This window comes from Cupriavidus phytorum (genome assembly GCF_003254285.1).
GTDB classification, from domain to species: domain Bacteria; phylum Pseudomonadota; class Gammaproteobacteria; order Burkholderiales; family Burkholderiaceae; genus Cupriavidus; species Cupriavidus phytorum.
This window is the reverse complement of record NZ_QKZN01000006.1, coordinates 292,087-310,165: the sequence shown is the minus strand read 5'-3', so window position 1 is coordinate 310,165 and position 18,079 is coordinate 292,087. Positions and strand designations below refer to the sequence as shown.

Genomic DNA, 18,079 nt, shown 5'->3' with positions numbered 1-18,079 from the left:
TAACGTTAGCCCCGGACGCATCAGAACTGAATCTTTTCGGATGACGAGATAAGAAAAATTTCCGGCCAACGGATGCGTCCGCCTTAACTAACCTGACGTCACGGTCGGCGTGTCTCCTGTGCGGGCTTTACTGAGACAGTTCACTTGAACCGCAGAGTGAGTACTTCAATTGCACGGAGTACCTGGGAGAGAGATTCCATCAATGGTTTTCCCACGACAGAAATCACGGGGCGTAGTGGCAACGTCCTCCAGGTCCAGCTCTCGGTCGAGGGGCAGTTTGCCGATTTTAGTGCAGCAAGAGCGAAACTCCGTCGAAAGTGCCGGAGTATTCATCATGGCGGGAGAATCGACGGCGGGTTGCTGAGGTGTCCGGCCACTCTTGGCCGCCGAGGGCTGGGCGGGTTGTTCAGATGCCGGGCCACTCTTTCTCACCGGAGCAGTCTTCGCTGGCTGTCCGGTTGGCGGGACATTCCCCGTCGCCGGACGAACCCTTGCAGGTGGCTCGGGTGGCGGAGCGATTTTTGTCGCAGAAGGTGGTTGGACAGGTGGTTCTGGGTTCGGGCCTGTCGACGCAGGAGAGACGCATTGGCCCAGTCGGCAAATGCGCTCGCCCTTGCATTGCATGTCATGTTCGCATCCAACTGCACCGGCGTGCGGCGCAGTCCCCATGGCGAGTGACAGGGCGAGGAGCAAGCCTGGCGCTTTCATCTTCAGCTTCGCCTCCTCCTCTACGTTCGGTGACTGGCACGCTGCTCGACCCTGGCGCAAGTCAGACTGGACCATTTCGTAGTCTTAGGGCCATGCGGCGGGCGACACTCCTAGTATGGAATGCTCAAACAGTGAGCGCCACCCGAGCTGCGAGTGGGCGAGTTGCGGCAACGCCCGCCGCCAGCCAGCCCGCGCCAGTGCGACGGCGTTGGCACATGTCCTCTTCAGGACAGCGCATGCGTATTGCGATGCCGGATGGCCTCATGGCGCATCGCGTAATGCCATCCCAGGTCGGCTATCGGCCCGGCCTTTCGGCCAGTCTCGACGGCATCCGCGGCGGCAGCGTTGCCTTGTCGCGCTCGCTCTGCGATACCAAACATAATGGCGGCCAGCCTGAACAGGTTGTAGGCGATGTAGAAGTCCCAGTGTTCGATACCCGCAGTGCCGTTGGCTTCGGCATACCACTGCAAATATGTCTGTTCGCTCGGGATACCGAGGCCTGCGAAGTCGAGATCGGCGATACCGCGCCACAGCGATGAAGGGATGTGCCAGCTCAGGCAATGATAGGCAAAGTCAACGAGCGGATGTCCCAGCGCGGACAACTCCCAGTCCAGCACCCCGATGACCCGGGGCTCGCTGGGGTGGAAGACCAGATTGTCAAGGCGGAAGTCGCCATGGACGAGACGCGTCTCCTCGCCCGCGGGGATGTTCCTTGGGAGCCAGCTCATCAGCGCTTGCATGGCGGAACTTTCGAGCGCGCCGGTGGCACGGCTCTGGCGCGTCCATCCGGCAATCTGACGCGCCAGGTAGTTACCGACAGGGCTGTAGTCGGCCAGGCCTGCCGCCCGGACATCGATGCGATGCAGCGCTGCCATCACCCGATTCATCTCCGCGTAGATGGCCCTGCGCTCGGCGCTTTGCATTCCCGGCAACGACTGGTCCACCATTACCCTGCCATCGAGGTACTCCATCAGGTAGAACGGGCTGCCAACCACGGACAGGTCTTCGCTGTACAGGTACACGGCGGGGACGGGCACATTACTGGCCTGGAGCGCGCTCATGACCCGAAACTCGCGGTCGATGGCGTGCGCCTTGGCCTGGATGTGCCCGGCAGGCTTCATCCGCAGCACGTAGCGGTGTGCACCGGAGAAGACCAGGAAAGTCGGATTGGACTGGCCACCGGTAAGCCGGGTGGCAGCAAGCGATGCCTGGTCGATCAGCCCGCGCGCAAGGAGCAGCCGGGCCAGCGCGTCCCAGTTGCGGTGAGTCGTATCGTTCATTGGGCTGTCCTTTGGCTGATGTGGAGAATCGCTTGACGCATCACAGCGTGCTGACGAGATGCCCGCCATCGACGGGCAACACGGCGCCGGTGATGTAATCCGATGCCCCCGATGCCAGCAGCAGCAAGGCGCCATCAAGCTGGGAGGGCTGTCCCAGGCGCCGCTGAGGGATCCGCCGGACCATCGCTTGCCCGCCGTCTGTCTGGAAGAAGGCGCGATTGATCTCAGTGGCGAAGTACCCCGGCGCCAGGGCGTTGACGCGGATGCCATGGCGTGCCCATTCCAGTGCCAGCGATTGCGTCAGGTGTATCAAACCGGCCTTTGCCGCCGTGTATGCGGGAACCTGCTGCGCCACCCGCAGCCCCAGAATGGAAGCGATGTTGATGATGCTGCCCTGCCGGCCAGCTTCGCGCATCTGCTGGGCGGCGTACTGCGCCACACGCCAGGCGCCGGTCAGGTTGGTATCGATGACCCGCGCCCAATCCTGCTCACTCGTCTCTAGCGCGGGCCCGGTGGTTGCGATGCCAGCACTGTTGACGACGATGTCCACGGTACCCTGCGCCTGCTCGGCCCGGAAGAAGGCGCCGGATACGGAATCGGGATCACACACATCCAGTTGAACCACACATCCGTCCGCGCCCGTCGCCCGGATCTCCGCCAGCAAGCGTTCCCCTTCGGCGAGTCGGCGGCCGGCAAGCACTACGCGGCATCCTGCGTTTGCCAGGGTCACCGCGAAGTGGCGGCCAAGCCCGCCGAATGCGCCCGTCACAAGCGCCACTTTGCCCTCCAAATCGGGAAAGACAGGTTGAGGACGAGGTGAGGAAGCCATACTTGCAGTCTCCTTGGACGCGGTCGTTGGAGCGCAGGTTAGGCCGTTGCGCCTGCCAAGCCAGCCACCCGAACGGGGAGGCACCCTACCATGCCCCCCCGAGGCAAACCTCGGGATGCCCGGTGCCTCCCCTGTTGGGGGGCTGGAAAGCCGCGCCATGGCGCTTACGCTGGCAGGCATCCGGCGTCCTTGGCGCTGCATGCAAGTCAGGGGCATGCTGCCCAGGCCGCTGCCACAGCGATCAAGGAGTTCCTCCGTGACACGGCCTAGCCCAATCCCCCGCACGCCATCGGCGTACGCCTATCCGCTGCTGATCAAGCAGCTCCTGCACGCGCCGCTGGCGGTCAACCCGGAGCAGGAAATCGTCTACCGCGGTCAGGTCCGACACAGCTACTGGACCATGCGGCACCGCATCGGCCAACTGGCCAGCGGCCTGCAATCGCTCGGCATTGCACCGGGCGATACGGTGGCAGTCATGGACTGGGACAGCCACCGCTACCTCGAAAGCTACTTCGGCATCCCCATGATGGGCGCGGTGCTGATGACGGTAAACGTGCGGCTGTCGCCGGAACAGATAGCCTACACACTGAACCATGCTGGCGTCAGGCTGCTGATCGTCCATGCCGACTTTCTGCCAACGCTCGCCTTGATTCGCGCTCAGCTCGAAAACGTCGATCGCTTCGTTCTGGTCAGCGACGACACCTTCGCACTGAGCAACGCGCCCTTGCCCGATGGCTTCAGCGCCGAGTACGAAGCGCTGCTGGCGGCGTCGCCACCTGACTACGCCTTCCCGGATTTCGACGAGAACGCCCGGGCCACGACCTTCTACACCACAGGCACCACTGGGCTGCCCAAAGGGGTGTACTTCAGCCATCGGCAGATCGTGCTCCATACGCTGGCCACCATGGCGGCTCTGGCCGCTGCGCCCAGCCAGGGACGCGTGCATCGGGACGACGTCTACATGCCGCTGACGCCGATGTTCCATGTGCACGCGTGGGGGATGCCCTTTGTGGCAACGGCGCTTGGTGTGAAACAGGTCTATCCGGGCCGCTACGCCGCAGATCACCTACTGCGGCTGATGCAAGGCGAGCGGGTCACGTTCTCCCACGGCGTGCCCACGCTGCTCCACATGATCCTGTCGCACCCGGATTCGGCCGGGGTCGACCTGAGCGGCATGAAGATGATCGTGGGCGGTTCGGCTCTGCCGCGCGGCCTGGCGCAGGCCGCCATCGACCGCGGCATCGACGTGTTCACCGGCTACGGCATGTCTGAGACCTGCCCCATCCTCACACTGGCGCAGGTGAAGACCTCGCTGCTTGGCGATGCCGCCACCGAACTCGACCTCCGCACCAAGACCGGCTTGCCGGTTCCGCTGGTCGACCTGCGCATCGTCGATGACGAGATGCGCGACATTGCGCACGATGGCGAAGCCAGCGGCGAAATCGTGGTCCGCGCACCGTGGCTCACGCAAGGCTATCTCGGCGATGCGGCTGGGTCCGAGCACCTGTGGGCCGGTGGCTACCTCCATACCAACGACATTGGCTCGATCGACAGCGACGGTTATCTGAAAGTCACCGACCGCATCAAGGATGTAATCAAGAGCGGCGGCGAATGGGTGTCGTCGCTGGAGCTCGAAGACCTGATTTCGCGTCACGCCGCGGTGAGCGAAGTGGCCGTCATCGGCATCAAGGATTCACAGTGGGGCGAACGCCCCCTGCCGTTGGTCGTGCTGCGGCCGGGACAGTCCGCTGGTACGGAAGAAATCCAGGAGCATTTGCGCAACTTCGTCCGCAGCGGCGCGATCTCGAAGTATGCGATCCCGGAACGGGTGCTCTTTGTCGACGCAATCGAAAAGACCAGCGTGGGCAAGATCAACAAGCGCCTGCTCCGCGAAAAGTACCAGAACGCCCCGCCCCTTTCCCCTGCTTTCGGCACCCACCCATGAACCGGCGGCCAACGCCGCTGTGGCAAGTGCGTTATCACTAGAAAAACCGCTTCAGGAGACAAAGCAATGCAAGCTTCCACCATCACAGAGCGCATCAGACGCCATCCCAGGTTCGGCGAACTGGTCCGACGCCGCGCCCGCCTCTCGCGGGTATTGCTGGCCCTGGTCCTCGCCCCCTATCTCGCGCTGATGCTTGCGGTTGCGATGCAGCCCCAACGCCTGGCCGAGCCGCTTCATCCGGAAACACTGCTCAACCTTGGCATCGTCCTTGCCGTCGGTATCGTGCTGCTGGGCTGGGCCGCGACATGGTTTTACGTGCGCCGTGCCAACGGCAAGCTCGAGACGATGGTGCAGCAGATCCTGTCGGAGGCCGGACAATGAATCTCCAGGCCATTGCCATGTTCCTGCTCTTCGTCGCGCTGACGCTGGGCATCACGTACCGGGCCTCCTCGCGCACCCGGACTGCCAATGACTTCCTTACCGCAGGCGGCGGCATCACGGGTATGCAGAACGGCCTGGCCGTGGCGGGCGACTACATGTCGGCTGCCACGCTGCTCGGCGTAGTCAGCCTGGTCTATGCACGCGGTTTTGATGGGCTGCTGTATATCGTCGGGTTCTTCATCGGCTGGCCGGTCATGCTGTTCCTGATGGCCGAACGGTTGCGTAATCTCGGCAAATTCACCTTTGTCGACATTATTTCGGACCGGCTCGATCCCGTCAGCACGCGCTGCATTGCAGCGGCCAGCAGCCTGGTGGTGGTGCTGCTCTACCTGATCGTGCAAATGGTCGGCGCCGGCGAGTTGGTGCAGTTGTTGTTCGGCATCGACTATGCCTATGCCGTCGTCGGGGTCGGCGCGCTGATGATGATCTACGTGACTGTTGGCGGCATGATCGCCACGACATGGGTGCAGATCGTCAAGGCAGTGCTACTTCTGTTCGGCGGCTCGTTGCTGATGCTCCTGGCCCTGGGGCATTTTGGCTTCAGCCTTGAAGCGCTGGCTGCCAGGGCAATCGCGGTGCACCGCAGCGGCCCCGCCCTGCTCGCGCCGGGCACGCTGTTCGCCGATCCGGTCTCGGCGCTCTCGCTGTGCGTGGCCACCGTGCTCGGGCTGTCGGGACTCCCGCATATCCTGATGCGCTTCTTTACGGTGCCGAATGCGTGCGAGGCACGCAAGAGCGTGTTGGTGGCCAGCACCTGCATTGGCTACATGTTCCTCGCCATGTTTGCCATCGGTCTTGCGGCCATCGTGATCGTCGGTACCGAGCCGCGCTACTTCGAAGGCGGCCAGGTTGGCGGCAAGCTGCTCGGCGGCGGCAATATGGTTGCAATGCATCTCGCCAGCGCGACCGGCGGCAACCTGTTCCTCGGGTTCCTGGCGGCGGTCGCCTTTGCCACGATTCTCGCCGTGGTGTCTGGCCTGACGCTCGCGGGCGCTTCCGCGATCTCGCATGACATCTACGCCGGTGTCCTGCGGCGCGGCTCTACCACCGATGCAGCCGAGGTCTCCGTCACCAAAAAGGCCACGCTCGCCATCGGCATCGTCGCGGTGCTGCTGGGGATTGCCTTCAAGGGGCAGAACCTGGCGTTCCTGGTCGCGCTGGCTTTCAATGTAGCGGCATCGGCGAATTTTCCGGTGCTGGTGCTGTCGATGTACTGGCGCGGCCTGACCACCCGGGGCGCGGTCTGGGGCGTGGCGTCGGGCCTGGCGTCGTCGGTCGCGCTGGTGATACTTTCCCCCGCCGTCTGGAAGAATGTGCTGGGGCATCCTTCAGCCATCTTTCCGTACGACCACCCGGCCCTGTTCACGGTCCCGCTCGCGTTCCTGGTCACATATCTGTGCTCGCGCTTCGACCGCAGCGCCAGGGCCGAGGCAGAGCGACTGGCCTTCGACGCGCAACTGGTCCGCGCACAGACCGGCCATGGAGCAGAGGCACCGTCCAGCCACTGAAACCCGGCGCATGACCCGGCGCGGGTTGCGCGCCAAACCGAGGTGCAACCCGCTGCGGTAGCCCCGTGCTAGGTCGCTGCAGGCGTCAGCGCGGCATAGAACGCCGCGTTGTCCCAGTAAGCTCGCATGAATTCGATCCGGCCATCCGTGTCCATACGAACGATAAAGACGTGCGGCAGCGAGAAGGACTGGCCTCGGCTTGCGATCCCGAGCACGTCCCGGGCCTGCGTGCCCGTGATGGTCACCTCGGCAATCGCGGTGCGCTGGTCATCGTCGCCATAGACCGCGGTGACCTGGTTGTTCAAGTCCGGGAAACCATCCATCAGTGCGCGCCAGATTGCCTTGCCGGCCTCGCCAACCGGCCCCTCCATTGCCATGGGGACATAGTCGATCCGCGCATCTTGAGAAAACATGGCAAGCATGCCGTCTATGTCATGCTCACGGTAGCGGGCGAAGAATGCCTTGACGATCTCGATCAGGTTCATCACGTATCTCCCTGGAAACACCCCCCGGCAAGCTAGCTCCGCGTTTCAGGGCGCTGCGCGAGCCGAGGCAGGTCCCGACCCAGGCCGCTGCGGACCGCCTGGATGCGGGAGTTCACTTTCAGCTTCTCAAAGATATTCTTCAGATGCCACTTCACGGTTTCCGGGGCGACGCGAATGGCGCGGGCAATCTCCTTGTTGGAAAGCCCTCGTGCCACGTAGTCGAGAATTTCCACTTCACGGGCGCTTAGCCTGCTGGCGGACGCCGGCTCCACCTGGTCATCCGCGGCGTCTGGCGCGCGTGCCGGCGCATCGAAGCCCGCGCATAGCCTCCTCACATACCAGGGCTCAACCTCGGCCAGGCGGTCTTGCTGCTGACGCAGCGCGTCAAGGATTTCCCGGGCCGCAGGCCCGGCATCGAGAAACACGCGGTACAGACCGTTAGCCTGGCCATACGTGAGCGCGGCACGCATGGCCTCCACAGCCTCCACACGCTCGCCCGCACTGTGCAGGGCGACCGCCAGCATCACTGATATCTGGGCGGAAAGGTACTGCATGCCCGCCGCACGCAACTCAGCCTGCACGCCCCGCAAGATGGGAACCGCTTCCGCCGCCCGGCCACGCGCCACCAGCAGACGGCAATGCGCCATCTGGAAACGCTGCCAGGTCTCCAGGTAGCTGCCCTGCAAGCCCGCTGGCCGCTGCCCGACAAGCGCTTCCAACTCGTGGCCGATCCTCGTGGCGCGGCCCAGGTCGCCGGACCGGATACCGATCCGGATCGCCTCGGCCTTGCATGCGACCTGCATGCGCAACCATCGGCGGCTTCTGGCAACGGCTTCCGCGTTTTCTACGACCCGATAGGCTTCGTCCTGCTTCCCCGCCAGCAGCCTCAGGCGCGCCAGCGTCACGCAGAAGCCGACCAGTGGCCCCAGCGAGCACGATTGCATCGCCATCTCGAGCCGCCCTTCCAGCAGTTCGGCGACCCGGTCCAGGTCATTCCATTCATAGTGGATGGCGGCCAGGTAGCCGACCGGGAGCACCGATGCGGCAGACTGCCGGCCGGCGCGCGCGTTGGATTCGCGCAGCACATCCTCCAGGGTCTGAACGGCCTCGCCCAGCCTGCCTTCCACGAACAAGCTGAGCCCAACCATGCTTTGCCGGTACACCTTGGCGTAGATCGGCGTATCAGCGCCGGTATTGAGGGTGAGCGTGCGCCGCAGGCGTTCGACCTCGTCAAACCCCGCTGCATAGCTGAGCCCGAAGATCTGTGTGGTCAGCCCGATGCCCTCTTCCCATGAGCCGGTTTCGGGGCCGAGCGCCAGCACCTTGCGGCCCATTTCCAATGAGAGTTCGCTTTCATCGGACAGACCCGCGATTAGCGCCGTGACCGCCTGCAACTCGACGCGCACTACCTCGGTCAAGGGCAGCCGCCCGTGGCCGATGTCCTCCTCGACCGCCTGCAACACCGCTTTGGCCGCCACTGTCTGCATCGTCAACGCGAGCGCCCAAGCCTGCGCCAGGCGCAGGCGCAGCCGGCCATGCACCGCCTCGGGGGGCAGCTTGGCAACCCAGCTCAGCACCGTCCGCACGTCGCTGGCCTCGACCAGGGTCATCGCGCATTGCTCGACCCAGCCGGCGGCGCGATCGACATCCCCCGCGGCCAAGGCGTGCCGGACCGCTTCCTGCCACAGCGATTGCGCCGCAAACCATTCACTGGCCCGGCGATGCAATGCGGCAACTTCGTGCGGACGCTCCCTGACCAGGCGTTTTCTCAGGTATTCGGCAAACAGCGCGTGATAGCGGTACCACTGGCCCTCGGCGTCCAGGGGTCTGACGAACAAATTCCGAGCCATCAGCCACTCGAAAGTGGCATGCGACTTGCTGGAGCCTGTCACTGCCTCGCACAAGGGCACCGACATTCGGTCCAGCACCGAGGTCTGCAGGAGAAAAGTCTGTAGCGGCTCGGGGACGTGAACAAATACGTTCTCGTTCAGATACGCTTCAACGCTGCGCCGGACGAACGGCAAGCGCTCGGCAAAGACGTCTGGCTTGTCGCTTGCGCTTAATGCAAAGGTCGCCAATTGCAAGCCAGCCGCCCAGCCTTCGGTCGCTCGAAGCAGGACCTCAGTCTGGGCAGCGCTCAGTTCATGCCCGGAAACGGCGGAAAAAAACGCCTGCGTCTCGGCGCTGTCAAAGCGCAGGGCTTCCGCATCCAGCATCAGCAATTGACCCCGGGCTTCGAAGTAACTCAGCGGAAAGCCTGGCTCGCCCCGCCCCGCGACGAGTAAATGCAGGTTCTCCGGGGCATAGCGCAGCAGCCGGAACACCGCCTCGTGGATGGCGGGCGCTGCCAGCCGATCGAAATCATCCAGCACCAGCACCATCCGGCGCGGCAGCGCCAAGACCGCATTGAGTAGCTCGGCAAACATTGCGTCCGCCGGCGCCAACGGGTCCGGCGCCAGGCCGCACGGGATCTGAACGCCGGCCCGGCTGCAGGCATCCCTGGCCGCTGCGAGCAGGTAGGCGCCGAACTGGAAGAGATCGTCGTCGTCTCGGTCGATACTGAGCCAGCCAACGGCGCAGCCTTCCTGCGCCATGACCGTCTTCCATTCACTCAACAGCGAAGTCTTGCCGAAGCCGGCGGGGGCTACCAGAACCGTCAGCTTGCGTTCCATGCCAGGGCGCAACAGCTCGATGGCGCGCTTGCGACGGATATAGTGACGCGTTCTCGGCGGCGCCAGCTTTGTCAGGATCAAGGCTGGCCGCCATTGGGGCAGTTGCGCAGCGGCGACCGGCGATGATTGGGTCATGCGTGGCTCTTCCTAACGGCGGGTGCGACCACTACACGATCACACTCCATTTATCCGCCTGCTCCCGGCGCACCATCTCGGCGGCTGAATCAGGCGTGATGGTTCGGTAGCGATGCGACGCGGCGGTGATGACATCGATCATGGCATCGATCATTTCCTGCGGGTCATGCTGGTTATTCAGCGGACGCTTTACCCGCGACTGCATCTCGGGACACTTATGAAGCTTCTCCCCAAGACAAGAGGGTCTTCTTGCCACTCGCATCTAACTTTCCTTCACTAGGATCAGCCGAGCAGGTCTGGATGCGACTGTAACGGATGATCGCCGAAACGGAAGTCAAGCCACAAGGGCAGGAGATACCGTCAGCGGGGGGGACGGCGGGGGGCTTGGCCGGCGATGCCCACTCGCCGCTGTTTCCGGGCGTTGCTTTGTACTTCGGTGATACCTCCTGGGCTGATCCGAACGCCGCTTTCAGCATTGCCAGGACCTGTACTGGGTACCCCCCCACTTAGGGAGGCTCCTTGCAAACACCGCAGCGATACGGGAATGATTGCGTCAGCGATGCGAACGGCGTGTCTCGCGTTTCCACTAATAGTTTCTCGCAAATGGGAATCGCAAGGCATAGATTGGTTCGCGCATCTTTAAGCACTCCGGCGCCGCCAGCTACGGGCCAGGCCTGGCTCGGCAAGCGCGAGATGAATCCAAGGAACCTGCCATGTCGACTATCTCAAGACGCTCCTTTGTCCAGTCCATCAGCGCCGCAACACTCGCGCCGGGAATGTTGCTCGCCTCGGCCGAGGCTGGAGCGTCCGAAAGCTCCGCACTGCCCAAAGGGGCCGGCGCAAACTACGCCGATTACAAGCATATCCAGGTCACCAAGGACCGCCACGGCGTCGCCACCGTTACATTGAACTATGCGCCGCTCAACCTGCTCGATGAGGTACTGTCGGATGAGTTCGACCGCGTGACCCGCCAACTGGAACAGGATGCGGGGGTGCGCGTCATCATCCTGCAGAGCGCCGTTCCGAAGTTCTTTATCGCTCACTCGGGCTTGCGCCGTGTCGGCTCCGCACCGAAAACGACTTCGAATACACGTACCTTCCGCCTGACCCAAATGCTCGGCGAGCGCTTGCGCAACATGCCAAAAGCCGTGATCGCCAAGGTTGAGGGCATCGCCCGTGGCGGCGGCTGCGAGATCGCGCTGGCCGCGGACATGTGCTTCGCCGCGATCGGCAAGGCTGTGTTCGGCCAGCCCGAAGTCGTTTGCGGACTGGTCCCTGGCGGGGGCAACACACAGCGATTGCCGCGGCGCATGGGGCGCGCACGTGCCCTTGAGGTGCTGCTCGTCGGCGAAGACTTCTCGGCAGAACTGGCCGACCACTACGGCTATATCAATCGTGCGCTGCCGGCCGATGAACTGGGGCCATTCGTGGACAGGCTCGCACGCCGCATTGCGACCTTCCCCACCACCACCATCGCACACCTGAAAAAGGCGGTGGACATGGGCTCAGACGTATCGTTCTCCGAAGGGTTGTTGGTCGAAGCGCATGAAGCCGATCTTTGCGTAGCCAACGAAGCGATACAGGCGCGTGTGAAGGCGATACTCAAAGCGGGCGCCGAGACCTACGAAGGCGAACTCCATTTCCCCGACCTCTCTGCCAACCTGCCGCCCGCCGATTAGGCGATCTACCTGCCTCCGAACGGTCATCGCCCGCCGGTGCGAAAAAGCGTTGATACGAGCGAGAGAGTGCAGTGCACATAGCAAGGTGCCGGAATGCATGGCTCCTGCTGGTGATTGGGGGATTTCCCCTCATCCTTAAAGCCGGTGGAAACTAAGCACCAAAAACCCGTTCATCCTTAGAAGGAAGCCCATCATGACGTCCCAGACCGACAGCAAGCAGCCGACGCCTGATCAAGCCGAGCGCAACGCATTCTTCCCCTCCCCATACTCACTCTCACAATTCACTTCGCCAAAGTCGGACCTCTCCGACGCCGACTATCCGGACGCTTATCAGGGCGGCCGCTGGAAAGTTCTGCTCGTCGCTGCGGACGAGCGCTATCTCCTCACCGGAAACGGTACCTTCTTCTCTACTGGCAACCATCCCGTCGAGACCCTGCTGCCCATGTATCACCTGGACCGCGCAGGCTTCGAGTTCGACATTGCCACGTTATCCGGCAACCCGGCCAAGTTCGAATGGTGGGCGTTCCCTTCCGAGGACGCCGAGATAAAGTCCCTCTACTCAAAGTACGAGCAAAAGTTCCAGCAGCCCCTCAAGCTTGCTGACGTGGTCAGTTCCTTGAACACGGATGCAAACTACATTGCCGTCTTCATCCCTGGTGGACATGGTGCCCTGATGGGGCTACCCTTCAGCGCAGATATGAAGGCAACGCTTCAGTGGGCCATGCAAAACGACAGGTTCATCATCACGCTTTGTCATGGGCCTGCCGCCCTGCTTTCCGCAAGCGTCGACGAACCTAACGGTGGAGATCTGTTCCGCGGCTACCGCATCTGCGCATTTCCAGATTCCATGGACAAGCAGACCCCGGATATTGGCTATATGCCCGGCCCCTTGCGTTGGTTCTTTGGCGAGAAGCTTGCAGCGATGGGAGTCGAGATCGTAAACACCAAAATCGATGGGAGTACTTTCCGTGACCGGAAGCTCCTCACAGGTGACAGCCCGTTCGCTGGCAACAATCTTGGCAAGCTGGCTGCGCGCGCGCTACTCGATGAAGTGCAGAGTACGGGTGGGCGCTAGTTGTGAGTCGTCAAGACGTTATCTCCTGACGCAGGTCGGGACATGCGCGCAAGGGCGCCGACACCGTTTGGTGGTCGGCGCCAATTGTTGAGGTATGGGTTCGGGCGCGACGCCCAACGGGCTATCCTCAACGCCACGCCTGCGTAAACTCGCTGATCACCCTCTCCAGGTGGTTACGCATTGCCGCCCGCGCCGCTGTCGCGTCGCGCGCCATCACCGCAGCGAAGATGCGCTGATGGTCTTCCTGCGATGCCTCCCGCAGCTCCGTGGTATGGAAGTGTTCCTCGATCTTGCCCCATAGCGGATCGCTGCGCCCGCTGTCCCACAGTGCGGTGACCATATGCAGCAGGACCCGGTTGCCGGTCGATTCGGCCAGGCACAGGTGGAACTGCCGGTCCGCCGCCTCGTTGGCCTGCTTGTCGTCCATGTGCTCGCGCATCAGGCTCAGGGCCGCAAACATACGATCAAGGTCGCCGTCCTTGCGCTCGCTGGCCGCCAGGCCGGCGATTTCCGATTCAATCAGCGCCCGGGCGCGCAGCGATTCTATCGGCCCCGGCCGCCAGGGCATCTCGAACGGCTCGCGACCGGACGCGGGCGCTTCTGCGCAGACGTAGATCCCGGAGCCGCCGCGCACTTCGACCAGTCCTTGCACCTCCAGCGCGATGATGGCCTCGCGCACCAGGGTGCGGCTGACGCTGAACCGCTCGGCCAGCGTGCGTTCGGACGGCAAGCGCATGCCGGCGGAGAACTCTCCGGATGCGATCAATGCCTGCACCTGGCTGGCCAGGCTCAGGTACGAACGGTCGCTGGCCGCTGCCGAGTTCTCGACTGTCGGACGGGTTACTAGATCGCTGGTGGAATGTGGCATCGCAGGTGAGGCGGCGGCTACCCAACGTGGTCACCGGTTGACCACTCGCCACTAGAAGGGGGTGGCTGGACAGTGCCTGATGCACACCATGGTAAACCATGACGGCAAAATTGGGCAACCTCTTCATAATTGGTGTACCAGATTACCCAATCCGGTACACCAATGCGCGTGCCTACCGGCCATGACGCGCGCTGGTTCAGACCGGATATTCCACTCTCTTCTGCCGCATCAGAATCGCCTCAAGGAAGCCCACCCATGAAGATGTCGTTCCGCTGGTTTGGCCCGACCGACCCCATCCCTCTCGAATACATCCGGCAGATCCCGGGCATGACCCACATCGTCTCGGCCATCTACGACGAACCGGTTGGAGAGGTATGGCCGCTGGACAAGATCCTGGCGCTCAAAGCCACCATCGAGGCGGCGGGGCTGCAGTTCAGGGTAGTTGAGTCGGTCCCGGTCCATGAGGACATCAAGCTCGGCAAGCCGACGCGCGACCGGTTGATCGCCAATTATCAGCAGAACATCCGGAACCTGGCCGCAGCGGGCATCGAGGTCATCTGCTACAACTTCATGCCGGTGTTCGACTGGACCCGTACGGAACTGGCAAAGAAGCTCGATGACGGCTCGACCTGCCTTGCCTTCAGCACCCGCGAGGTAGAACAGGTCGACGTCAGCCAGGGTATCGCCCTGCCCGGCTGGGATTCCAGCTACGCGCCAGCAGAACTGCAGTCGCTGCTGGCCGAATATCGTGGCATCGACGAAGGCAGGCTATGGGAGCACCTGGAGCATTTCCTGCGCGCGATCATTCCGGTGGCGCAGGAGTTCGGCATCAAGATGGCCATTCATCCGGACGATCCGCCGCGCCCCATCTTCGGACTGCCGCGCATCGTCAAGAACCGTGACGACCTGGCACGCATCCTGGGGATCGTCGACACGCCGGCAAACGGCCTGACGCTGTGCTCCGGCTCGCTTGGCGCCGGCCCGCAAAACAATGTCGAGGCGCTGGTGCGCGAGTTCGGCGGCAAGGGACGCATCCACTTCGCCCATATCCGCAACGTCAAGATCACGCCGGAGGGAGATTTCGAGGAAACCGCCCACCTGTCGAGCTGCGGATCGCTGGATATTGCCGCGATCGTCAAGGCGTACCACGACGTCGGCTTCCAGGGCTATTACCGCCCCGACCACGGCCGCATGATCTGGGGCGAGACGGGCAAACCGGGATACGGCCTTTATGACCGCGCACTCGGCGCGGTCTATATCAACGGGATGTGGGAAGCGATGGAAAAGACGGCCTGAAGCGCCGTGGGGCTGCGGCCCAGTCAAAACATAATCGGAGACCTGTCATGACAATCACTAAGAAATCGCCCGTGAATTCGCGCCGTTCCGCGTTGATCCTGGGCGTCGCAGCGCTTGGCCTTGGTGCGCTGGCAACGACCACCGCCTGGGCGCAGACCAACTGGCCGACCAAGCCAGTAACGCTGCTGGTGGGCTTTCCGCCCGGTGGCCAGACCGACTTCGCGGGACGTGCACTGCTTAACGGCCTGCAGAGTTCGCTCGGCCAGTCGTTTGTCATCGACAACAAGGCCGGCGTGAACGGCAATATCGCCTCCATTGAGGTCATGCGCGCGGCGCCCGACGGAAACAAGCTGCTGGTAGGCAACGGCTCGATGACGATCATGCCGCACGTCTACACCAAGCTTGGCATCGTCGATCCGCAGAAGCTGACGCCGATAGGCGTGATGCTGCAGTCGCCGCTGGTCCTCGTCGTGCCCGCCAGTTCGCCCATCAAGACGTACGCGCAGTTCGTCGAGGAGGTCAAGGCGCGCGACAAGTCAGGCAAGACCATCGACTATGGCTCGGGCGGTACCGGCGCATTGCCGCATGTCACGATGGAACTGCTGCGCGAGCGCATGGGCGGCCCGAAGATGAACCATGTGCCCTACAAGGGCAGCAGCCCGGCCATGATCGACCTGATGGCCGGGCGCCTTGATGCGATGTTCGATGCCACCTCGGTCGTCGCGCCTTTCATCAAGTCGGGCCAGTTGCGGCCGCTGATGGTCACGGGACCCAAGCGCGTGGCCATGATCCCGGACGTGCCAACGGCCACCGAGAGCGGCATCAAGGACTTCACCATCATCTCGTTCATCGGTCTGTACGGACCCCCGGGCCTGAGCCCTGACATCGTCAAGAAAGCCAACGGTGCATTGAATACGGCGCTGAAGGATCCGGCCGTCGTCAAGAGCATCGTCGACCGCGGCGACGAGCCCGGCGGCGGCACGCCCGAGCAGCTCGCAACGCTGACCCGCACCCACTACAAGATGTGGGGCGAGGTGGTGAAGGCCAACAACATCACGGCTGATTAAGGCTACGCAGGCCGGTGAATGCCGGCCTGTCGCCAGCGTCGCGAGGGCTTTAGGGTTGACCAGCCTCCGCAGGATGAGCGATGCGCGGAACCACTATTCATGTAAGTCTTCGTGACGCAAAATGAATCGGCGCGCATCGTCGCACCAGGGCGCCTGCCTTTGCGGGCAAGTGGAGTTTGAACTTGCTGGTGAGCCGCTAACCTTTTCCGCTCCAATGATTGCTCTACGAAGTTGGATGGCGGACACCGTTATCCACTGCAGGTGCCCGGCGATGTGCGCGCGTGCCAGCGTCAAACACTGCGACACTGAGCAGGGCGAAAGCCCACGCACCGATCGCCCCGTACAGCATCACGAACCCGAAGCCGTGTACGAGAGCCGCATTAGCGATCACGCCGTGCGGGTCGACAGCCGCGATTTCAGCGCCGCTCTGCGTGAAATGTCCGATATTGCCTCCGGCTACCTGTGCTGCGAGCAAACGAAGCGACGAGGTTTCTGGAAAACTGGAAAGTGCGCGGGTCAGATAAGCATGCACGCCCTCGAGAAGAATAAGGCCCATCAGCGCGATATTGATCGCCAGGCTGATCAGTCTCGCGCTCATATCAATACCCGACGCCATGCCTGCGCGGTTTGGCGAGACTGAACCCATGGCTGTATTGGTGGCCGGTGTATTGGTCAGGCCCAGCCCCGTTCCGCACAACAGGCAACCCGGCAGCATTGTGAGCCAGCTCGCGCCCTCCGCGCGTGCGCCAAACATCATCAGCAGGAAGCCAAGGCCGATGGTGAACATGCCGAGCGGAATGACCCTGCGCGCCTCAAACCTGAGTGCAAGTCGCTCTGCAAACGGTGGCACGACAAGCGTCGGTACCGTATAGGCGAGCAGCGACAATCCGGCGGTCACGCTCGTGTAGCCAAGGGCGCCCTGAAAATAGATCGGCAGGTAGATCATGAACGGCCAGTAGCTGAAGTTCATGCCGATTGATCCGAACAGCGCGCCGGAGAACGAGCGGATCTTGAACACCGAAAAGTCGAACATGGGTCGAGGGCTGCGCTTCTCGACAAAGATAAATGCAACGAAGCTCAATACCGTCGCGGCGACGATACTCAATGCAGCGGGACTGGAATATCCCAGATCCGAGCCTTGCGTGATGAAGTAGACGAGCCCGAAGCACGACACGGAAAGAGTCAGGATGCCAAGAGCGTCCAGACGTTGCGCATTTGGGTCCCGGGATTCCTGTACGCCGGCCAGCACCAGAGCCAGTGCGACGATAGAGACCGGCGAATGAACCAGGAAGACCCACTGCCAGTTGGCAACTGCGACGATCAGGCCGCCGATAATCGGACCAAAGCCAAGGCCGATGCCGAAGATGATTCCCCAGGCGCCGAATGCCTTGCTGCGTTGCCTCCCTTCCGGGAATTGATGCGAAAGCACTGCCACTTGGCAGATCAGCATGGCGCCGCCGGCAATTCCCTGAAGACACCGACTGGCGATCAGGACCGGCGCGCTCTGCGCGAGCCCGCAGCCCAGGGACGTGAGCCCGAACAGCACGATGCTGGCCACATAGATGCGTTTGCGTCCGAAGCGGTCCGCCAGCGCCCCAGTCGCCATCAGCACCGCGGTGCAGGCAAGTGTATAGGCGTTCATGATCCATTGAATCTGGCTGAAATCGGCGTTCAGCACATGCTCAATGGTCGCGAGGACCGTCGGGACACTGGATATTTCGAGACCGAACATCAGCGAGGTCAGGCAGACCGCAGCTAGCGCAAGTATGTTTTTGGGAAGGCGGACGAGGGTCATGGAAAGTGTGGGTGAAAGGGGCAGCCGCATGTTCACAGCGGATGTAGACGATTGCAGAGGCCCGCAAGGAACCGGCTCCGCTTGTCTGATCCATCGCTTGGCTAGCTTACGAAACGTCGCCAGGTCTTGCGCGCCGTTTCCGGCCATCTCCTTTCCAGACGAGGTCCCGCTTCCCTCGACGCGCTCCAAAGAAAAATTGCGAATCGTCTGATCGCCATCCACACTGAAAAGGCAAAAACTAGAGCTATCACCGAAACAACGGTGATCGGGAGTCGAAGCCCGCTTATCATCAACGG

Annotated in this window: 13 protein-coding genes; 7 read left to right on the top strand and 6 right to left on the bottom strand. The window is 62.7% G+C overall.

Annotation, left to right across the window (positions count from 1 at the left end; translation table 11 throughout):
• Window positions 1–932 precede the first annotated feature (932 nt).
• On the bottom strand, window positions 933–1,988 hold the full coding sequence (locus C7416_RS17860; protein WP_111520154.1) for a phosphotransferase family protein: 1,056 nt from the start codon (window positions 1,986–1,988) through the stop codon (window positions 933–935).
• 40 nt (window positions 1,989–2,028) lie between these two features.
• Window positions 2,029–2,817, bottom strand: coding sequence for an SDR family NAD(P)-dependent oxidoreductase (locus C7416_RS17855; protein ID WP_111520153.1), 789 nt, complete (start codon window positions 2,815–2,817; stop codon window positions 2,029–2,031).
• 214 nt (window positions 2,818–3,031) lie between these two features.
• On the opposite strand from C7416_RS17855, the gene C7416_RS17850 reads away from it, so the two are divergent.
• The 3 genes from C7416_RS17850 (at window position 3,032) to actP (ending at window position 6,711) form a co-directional block, all read left to right on the top strand.
• The gene (locus C7416_RS17850) at window positions 3,032–4,762 is read left to right on the top strand and encodes a fatty acid--CoA ligase (protein WP_373425139.1); all 1,731 of its coding nucleotides are present in this window, start codon (window positions 3,032–3,034) and stop codon (window positions 4,760–4,762) included.
• A gap of 66 nt (window positions 4,763–4,828) precedes the next feature.
• On the top strand, window positions 4,829–5,143 hold the full coding sequence (locus C7416_RS17845) for a DUF485 domain-containing protein (protein ID WP_111520151.1): 315 nt from the start codon (window positions 4,829–4,831) through the stop codon (window positions 5,141–5,143).
• Window positions 5,140–6,711 carry a cation/acetate symporter ActP gene (gene actP, locus C7416_RS17840; protein WP_181461259.1) on the top strand — a complete coding sequence of 524 codons (1,572 nt, stop codon included), beginning with the start codon at window positions 5,140–5,142 and terminating at the stop codon, window positions 6,709–6,711. The genes C7416_RS17845 and actP overlap by 4 nt, the downstream gene beginning before the upstream one ends.
• Window positions 6,712–6,779: 68 nt before the next feature.
• Here the strand turns inward: actP and C7416_RS17835 are convergent, their stop codons facing one another.
• On the bottom strand, window positions 6,780–7,196 hold the full coding sequence (locus tag C7416_RS17835; RefSeq protein ID WP_111520149.1) for a nuclear transport factor 2 family protein: 417 nt from the start codon (window positions 7,194–7,196) through the stop codon (window positions 6,780–6,782).
• Between the two features lie 32 nt (window positions 7,197–7,228).
• Window positions 7,229–10,003 (bottom strand): winged helix-turn-helix domain-containing protein, encoded by a 2,775-nt coding sequence (locus C7416_RS17830; RefSeq protein ID WP_111520148.1) that lies wholly within the window; start codon window positions 10,001–10,003, stop codon window positions 7,229–7,231.
• 713 nt (window positions 10,004–10,716) lie between these two features.
• Here C7416_RS17830 and C7416_RS17820 point away from each other — a divergent pair.
• Together C7416_RS17820 and hchA are read left to right on the top strand one after the other, a co-directional pair.
• A complete protein-coding gene (locus C7416_RS17820; RefSeq protein WP_111520147.1) occupies window positions 10,717–11,682 on the top strand; it encodes an enoyl-CoA hydratase/isomerase family protein in 966 nt (321 codons plus the stop codon).
• Window positions 11,683–11,875: 193 nt separating this feature from the next.
• Window positions 11,876–12,757 carry a glyoxalase III HchA gene (hchA, locus tag C7416_RS17815; RefSeq protein WP_111520146.1) on the top strand — a complete coding sequence of 294 codons (882 nt, stop codon included), beginning with the start codon at window positions 11,876–11,878 and terminating at the stop codon, window positions 12,755–12,757.
• A 127-nt stretch (window positions 12,758–12,884) separates the two neighbouring features.
• Here the strand turns inward: hchA and C7416_RS17810 are convergent, their stop codons facing one another.
• Window positions 12,885–13,625 carry a FadR/GntR family transcriptional regulator gene (locus C7416_RS17810; protein ID WP_111520145.1) on the bottom strand — a complete coding sequence of 247 codons (741 nt, stop codon included), beginning with the start codon at window positions 13,623–13,625 and terminating at the stop codon, window positions 12,885–12,887.
• Between the two features lie 255 nt (window positions 13,626–13,880).
• Between C7416_RS17810 and uxuA the strand changes: the two genes are divergently transcribed.
• Both uxuA and C7416_RS17800 read left to right on the top strand, forming a co-directional pair.
• On the top strand, window positions 13,881–14,921 hold the full coding sequence (gene uxuA / locus C7416_RS17805; RefSeq protein ID WP_111520144.1) for a mannonate dehydratase: 1,041 nt from the start codon (window positions 13,881–13,883) through the stop codon (window positions 14,919–14,921).
• A 47-nt stretch (window positions 14,922–14,968) separates the two neighbouring features.
• Window positions 14,969–15,988, top strand: a complete 1,020-nt coding sequence (locus tag C7416_RS17800) for a Bug family tripartite tricarboxylate transporter substrate binding protein (RefSeq protein WP_111520143.1) — start codon at window positions 14,969–14,971, stop codon at window positions 15,986–15,988.
• A 223-nt stretch (window positions 15,989–16,211) separates the two neighbouring features.
• Here C7416_RS17800 and C7416_RS17795 read toward each other — a convergent pair whose 3' ends face one another.
• Entirely contained in the window at window positions 16,212–17,783 is a 1,572-nt protein-coding gene (locus tag C7416_RS17795; RefSeq protein WP_111520142.1) for an MFS transporter, read from the bottom strand.
• Between the last annotated feature and the right edge of the window lie 296 nt (window positions 17,784–18,079).